The sequence below is a fragment of the Micromonospora sp. M51 genome, from assembly GCF_018070305.1.
GTDB lineage: Bacteria > Actinomycetota > Actinomycetes > Mycobacteriales > Micromonosporaceae > Micromonospora > Micromonospora parva.
In genome coordinates this window covers 1-6,020 of record NZ_JAGPXZ010000361.1, presented here as the reverse complement: position 1 = coordinate 6,020, position 6,020 = coordinate 1, and the positions used below count along the sequence as shown (strand labels likewise).

The following is a 6,020-nucleotide window of genomic DNA, read 5'->3' as shown; positions in this document are numbered from 1 at the left end:
GCTGCACGTCGAGGAGCCGACCCTTTCCGGGCCGGCGCTGCTGGCCAAGAACCTGCTGGACCGGGTCGCCGCCGGCCTCGGTCTGCTGCTGCTGATCCCGCTCTTCCTGGCCATCGGCGTGGCGATCCGGATCTCCGACCCCGGGCCGGTCTTCTTCCGGCAGCCTCGGGTGGGGCACGAGGGGCGCACGTTCCGGGTGTGGAAGTTCCGGACCATGTACGTCAACGCCGAGGAGCGGCTGGCCAGCCTGGTCGACCGGAACGACACCGACGGCATGCTGTTCAAGATGAAGGAGGACCCACGGGTCTTCCCGGTGGGCCGCTTCCTGCGGGCCACCTCGCTGGACGAGCTGCCCCAGCTGATCAACGTGCTCTGGGGCGAGATGTCGCTGGTCGGGCCCCGCCCGCTGCCCGCCGACGACGGCGACTTCCTGGGTGACGTGCGCCGCCGCCTGCTGGTCCGCCCCGGCATGACCGGGCTGTGGCAGGTCTCCGGCCGCTCCGATCTGTCCTGGGACGAGTCGGTCCGACTGGACCTCTACTACGTCGACAACTGGTCGCTCGCGTACGACCTGAGCATCCTGTGGCGCACGGTCGGGGTGGTGCTCGCCCGCAAGGGCGCGTACTAGAGGCTTGGCGCGCCGGCCCGCAGGGGCGAGGATCGCTGCGTGGCTGCCAACCTCTCCGCCGTGGTCGGCGTCGTCTCGCTCGTCACCGCGCTGACCGCGGCCCTGTTGGCGGTGCTGCGGCTGCGGGCCCGCCGGGGCATCGCCACCGCCACCCAGCGGGCCACCTACGAGGTGCTGCACACCGCCGGTCTGGCCGCCGAGCCACTGCGCGCGGGGCTGAGCGAGGCGGGCGCGGCGAAGGCCGTACGTCATCTGCGGGCTCTGGTGGGCGCGGCCGGTCTGGCACTCACCGACGCCGACCGGTTGCTGGCCCTGGACGGGCGCGGCACGCACCACGGGGAGCAACTGCTCGCGGCGGCCCGGCGGACGGTGGACACCGGCCGTTCGACGGTGCTGGGTGAGCAGGATCTGCACTGCGACCGGGTCGACTGCCCGATCCGGGGGGCGGTGGTCGCACCGTTGCTGGGGGCGGACGGCCGGGTGGTGGGCGCGCTCGTGGCGGTCGCGGACAGCCCACCGCCTCCGGGGTTGGTGCAGGCCACCCTGGAGACGGCGCACTGGGCCGGCAACCAGCTCGCCCTGGCCGAGTTGGACTCGTCGCGGGAGCGGCTGGCCCGCGCCGAGATCCGGGCGTTGCGGGCGCAGATCAGCCCGCACTTCATCTACAACGCGCTGACCGCGATCGGCTCGTTCGTGCGCACCGACCCGGAGCGGGCCCGGGAGCTGATCCTGGAGTTCGCGGAGTTCACCAGGTACTCGTTCCGGGCGCACGGGGAGTTCACCACGCTGGCCGAGGAGCTGCGGTCGATCGACCGGTACCTGACCATCGAGCGGGCCCGGTTCGGCGACCGGTTGCAGGTGCGGTTGCAGATCGCCCCGGAGGTGCTGCCGGTGACGCTGCCGTTCCTCTGCCTCCAACCGTTGGTGGAGAACGCCGTTCGCCACGGGTTGTCCCGTAAGCCGGGCACGGGCATGGTGAGCATCGAGGCCCGGGACGCGGGGGCCGAATGTCACATCACGGTGGAGGACGACGGAGTGGGAATGGATCCGACCACGCTGACCGCCGGCATCGCCGAGCTGGCTCGCGGCATCGGCGACCCGGGTGACGACACGAGCCAGCACGTCGGCCTCTCCAACGTCGACGAGCGGTTGCGCTCGGTCTTCGGTGACCGGTTCGGTCTGGTCGTGGAGACCGGGCTGGGTTCGGGTACGAAGGTGAGCATGCGGGTGCCGAAGTTCCACCCCGGCGTGCGGGCCGGCTCGTGAGCGAGCGAGCCGGGACGGGTGTGGTGAACGCGTCCGGTTTCCTGCGCGTCCTCGCCGTCGACGACGAACCGCCCGCGCTCGACGAGTTGGCGTACCACCTGCGGGCCGATCCCCGGGTGGCCCGGCTGCACACGGCCTCCGACGCCACCGAGGCGTTGCGGTTGTTGCGCGACGCCGACGTGGACGTGGTCTTCCTGGACATCCGGATGCCCGGCCTGGACGGCATGGAGCTGGCCCGGGTGCTGCGCCGCTTCGCCCGCCCACCGGCGATCGTGTTCGTCACCGCCTACGACGACGGCGCTGTGGACGCCTTCGATCTGGGCGCCACCGACTATGTGCGGAAACCGGTTCGCGCCGATCGGCTGGCCGAGTCGTTGCGCCGGGTGATCGGCTCGCGGGTGGTGCCGTCGCATCCGGCGGCGTTGGCCCGCGCGGAGGAGGACCCGACCATCCCGATCGAGTTGGCCGGCACCACCCGGATGTTGCCCCGCTCGGCGGTGCGGTGGGTGGAGGCGCAGGGCGACTACGCCCGATTGCACACCGCGGAGGGGTCGCACCTGGTGCGGGTCTCGCTGGCCACGCTCGCGGAGCGCTGGGCGGATGCCGGTTTTGTTCGGGTGCACCGGTCGTACCTGGTGCAGTTGAAGTTGATCGCGGAGTTGCGGCTGGTCAACTCCGGCTACGTGGTGGTGATCGACTCCACCGAGCTGCCGGTGAGCCGGCGGCACACCAGGGAGTTGAAGGACAAGCTGGTCAGGGCTGCGAAACAGGACTGGAGTCGCTGAGCCGGGAATGAGAAGCGATGTGCCGTACGTTGTACGATAGATCGTACGACTTCCGGGAGGCCCGCGTGACCGAGACCCCGTTCAACGCCGAATCCGAGTTCGACAACCAACTCGACCGACTGGTGCAACTCGGCTATCCCGCCCTCGCCGGGCTGACCGAGAACGCCTTCCGCGACCTGGTCGCGCCACTGCGGGCCAGGGCGGCCGAGGGCACCGCCGGGCTGCCCGCCCCCACCGACGCCCGGGTGCCGTTCCTGCTGGTCATCACCCGGGATCTGATCGGGGTGCCGGAACGGGTGGCGCTGACCACAGTGGCAGGCAAGCGCAAGCCCGGCGTCGTCGACCGCAACTACGCCGAGGACGACCTGCCCCGCTTCGACCCGATCAAGGAGTTGGAGGTGCCCGCCGGGCCGGCGTACCTGCTCTTCGACGTCGACCGGGGCGAGGAGTACCGCAACCTGGCCCCGGCCACCGCCCTGGAGGGGATCACCGCGCAGGGCCGGCTGCCGCTCAGCATCGACGAGGGGCTCGCCTTCATCACGCTGCACCCGGCCGCGTTGGCGAGCAACAGGTGCTTCTCGCTGATCGGCTCCCGCTGCGGCGACAAGCGGGTGCCGGCGCTCTGGATCAGCCAGGGCGCGCCCAAGCTGGGCTGGTGCTGGTACGGCAACCCGCACACCTGGCTCGGCTCCGCCTCGGCCCGGCCGGAGCGCATCGGCCTGGACTGACCGTCGACGCGGCGGGCGGGCGGCTCCCGGTGACGGGTCAGAAGATGTCGGCCAGCGGCAGGGCGAGAGGGAACGGCCGCTCGGCGCGGTAGACCTCGCCGACCGGCAGAACGACCTGCTCGCGGTAGCCGCCCGCGCCGTTCACCAGCACGGTCAGGGTCTGCTTGCGGGGCTCCACCAACCAGTAGAGCGGAATGCCGACGGCCGCGTACTCGTGACGTTTGAGGACCAGGTCGCGGCCGGCGTTACTTGGCGAGATCACCTCGACGACGAGGAGCACGTCGGCCGGGTCGAGCGCGGCGCCGCCGCTGTCCAGTGCGCTCTCCGTGGCGACGAAGAGATCAGGCACGAGGTACGACGAGCGTTTCGCGCTGACCCCGATGTCCTGACCGACGAGCACACCGGCGGGGGCCTGCCGGTCGAGGGCACGGCGGAGGCGGTTGGCGACCGCGCCATGGAAGACGTCCGCATGGGGGGACGCGAGCAGGCTCCCGTCGAAGATCTCGTAGACCTGGTCGTCCTCGGGGAGGCTCTGGAGGTCGTCCACCGTCCAGGCGTCGCCCCAGCCGGGCCGGGCAGGGTTGGTCACCGTCACACCTCCTCTCTACCGGACCACCCTGGCAGCTCAGTCGGTTGTCCACAACGAGCCTCGGGAGTTCCCACACGCCAGCCGGCGTGATCCCCGAGTTATCCACAGGCGTGAGCGGTTCTCCACAGGTTATGCACAACGCCACCCACCGATGTGCACACCGCACTGCTTGACAATCGCGTACGGCCGGCGAGACTGCCGGGGTGGCCAAGCAACTCCCGGACGTGGGGTCAGGCGCTGCGGTGCCGCCGCCCCGGCGGTCCCGGATCGTGCTGGCCGAGATCACCCGGCAGGACACCCGCGCCGAGCGGACCCGCACCGAACTGGCCCAGCAGACCCAGGTCGGCGAGGCGCTGGTCCGCGGCCTGGTCCGGGCCCAACTCGCGTTGGCGTTGCGGCTGTCCCTGGTGGTGGCCATCGGGTTGGGCGGGCTGCCCTGGCTGTTCGCGATCGCGCCCTCGCTCGGCCGGACCACCGTGGCCGGCGTCAACCTGCCCTGGCTGCTGCTCGGGGTGGCCTCCTTCCCGTTCCTGATCGCCGTGGGCTGGGCGTACGTGCGGCTGGCCGAACGCAACGAGCAGGACTTCACCGACCTGGTGCAACGGCCGGAGCGCTGAGTGGGCAACGACTTCGTGGTCCCGGCCATCGTCGCGGTCACCCTGGTCACCGTCGGGATCGGCTTCTACGGGCTGCGGTTGGCCCGGACCACGTCCGACTTCCTGGTGGCGTCCCGGGCGATCAGTCCGACGTGGAACGCCGCCGCCATCGGCGGGGAGTACCTGTCGGCGGCGAGCTTCCTGGGCATCGCCGGGCTGGTCCTCAAGTACGGCGTGGACGTGCTCTGGTACCCGGTCGGGTTCGCCGCCGGCTATCTGGCTCTGCTGCTGTTCGTGGCCGCGCCGCTGCGCCGCTCCGGCGCGTTCACCCTGCCCGACTTCTGCGAGCTGCGGCTGGGCTCACGTCGACTCCGCATCCTGGCCACCGCCTTCGTGATCTTCATCGGTTGGCTGTACCTGGTGCCGCAGCTCCAGGGCGCCGGGCTGACCCTGGCCACGGTGGCCGGCTCCCCGTACCCCCTCGGAGCCCTGCTGGTGGCCGCCGTGGTCACCGCGAACGTGGCGCTGGGCGGGATGCGCGCGATCACCTTCGTGCAGGCGTTCCAGTACTGGCTCAAGCTGACCGCACTCGCCGTACCGGTGATCTTCCTGGCGCTCCAGTGGCAGGCCGACGGGCGGCCGGCGGTGACCCCACCCGACGGGCCGACGTTCCGGGCCGCGACCACCGTCGTGGTCGAGCACCGGGCGACCCTCACCCTGCCCGACGGCGACATCCGGGAGGTACGCCCCGGCGACGAGCTGACCTTCGCCGCTGGTGACCCGGTGCCGGCGGTGTCCGGGGCGGCCACCGACGCCAACGACTGGTTGCTGCCCAGCGCCGCCGGTGCCGACGACCGGGGCCTGTTCGCCACGTACTCGCTGATCCTGGCCACCTTCCTGGGCACCATGGGCCTGCCGCACGTGCTGGTGCGCTTCTACACCAACCCGGACGGCGCGGCGGCCCGCCGGACCACCCTGGTCGTGCTGGCCCTGGTCGGCGTCTTCTACCTGCTGCCCACCCTGTACGGGGTCCTCGGCCGGATCTACACCCCGCAACTGCTGCTCAGCGGCCAGACCGACGCGGTGGTGGTGCTGCTACCCGGCGCGGCCCTGGGTGACGGGCTGGTCGGGCGGCTGCTCGCCGCGCTGGTCGCGGCGGGCGCGTTCGCGGCGTTCCTCTCCTCCTCGTCCGGGGTGCTGACCAGCGTCGCCGGGGTGATCTCGACGGACGTGCTCGGTCGGGGCTCGGTACGCGGTTTCCGGCTCGCCACCGTCATCGCCGGTGGTGTGCCGGCGGTGCTGGCACTGCACGTCTCCGGGCTGGACGTGTCGCAGGTCGTCGGGCTGGCCTTCGCGGTCGCCGCGTCGAGCTTCTGCCCGCTGCTGGTGCTCGGCATCTGGTGGCGCGGGCTGACCGACGTGGGCGCC

General features: G+C 71.6%; 7 protein-coding genes. 6 read left to right on the top strand and 1 reads right to left on the bottom strand.

What is annotated here, in order from left to right:
* The 4 genes from KBX53_RS19300 to KBX53_RS19285 all read left to right on the top strand — a co-directional run.
* A partial coding sequence (locus tag KBX53_RS19300) for a sugar transferase (protein WP_210860825.1) occupies window positions 1-628 on the top strand: 628 nt, incomplete at its 5' end.
* A gap of 39 nt (window positions 629-667) precedes the next feature.
* A complete protein-coding gene (locus tag KBX53_RS19295) occupies window positions 668-1,894 on the top strand; it encodes a sensor histidine kinase (protein ID WP_030331662.1) in 1,227 nt (408 codons plus the stop codon).
* A 23-nt stretch (window positions 1,895-1,917) separates the two neighbouring features.
* Complete coding sequence (locus tag KBX53_RS19290; protein WP_030331664.1) at window positions 1,918-2,679, top strand: LytTR family DNA-binding domain-containing protein; 762 nt, start codon at window positions 1,918-1,920, stop codon at window positions 2,677-2,679.
* A 65-nt stretch (window positions 2,680-2,744) separates the two neighbouring features.
* Complete coding sequence (locus KBX53_RS19285; protein WP_309140808.1) at window positions 2,745-3,407, top strand: DUF5701 family protein; 663 nt, start codon at window positions 2,745-2,747, stop codon at window positions 3,405-3,407.
* Window positions 3,408-3,444: 37 nt separating this feature from the next.
* Here the strand turns inward: KBX53_RS19285 and KBX53_RS19280 are convergent, their stop codons facing one another.
* The gene (locus tag KBX53_RS19280; protein ID WP_210860821.1) at window positions 3,445-3,996 is read right to left on the bottom strand and encodes a Uma2 family endonuclease; all 552 of its coding nucleotides are present in this window, start codon (window positions 3,994-3,996) and stop codon (window positions 3,445-3,447) included.
* A 203-nt stretch (window positions 3,997-4,199) separates the two neighbouring features.
* Here KBX53_RS19280 and KBX53_RS19275 point away from each other — a divergent pair, with 203 nt between their 5' ends.
* Both KBX53_RS19275 and KBX53_RS19270 read left to right on the top strand, forming a co-directional pair.
* Window positions 4,200-4,613: a hypothetical protein gene (locus tag KBX53_RS19275; RefSeq protein ID WP_245233621.1), complete on the top strand. Its 414-nt coding sequence runs from the start codon at window positions 4,200-4,202 to the stop codon at window positions 4,611-4,613.
* A partial coding sequence (locus tag KBX53_RS19270; protein WP_210860819.1) for a cation acetate symporter occupies window positions 4,614-6,020 on the top strand: 1,407 nt, incomplete at its 3' end.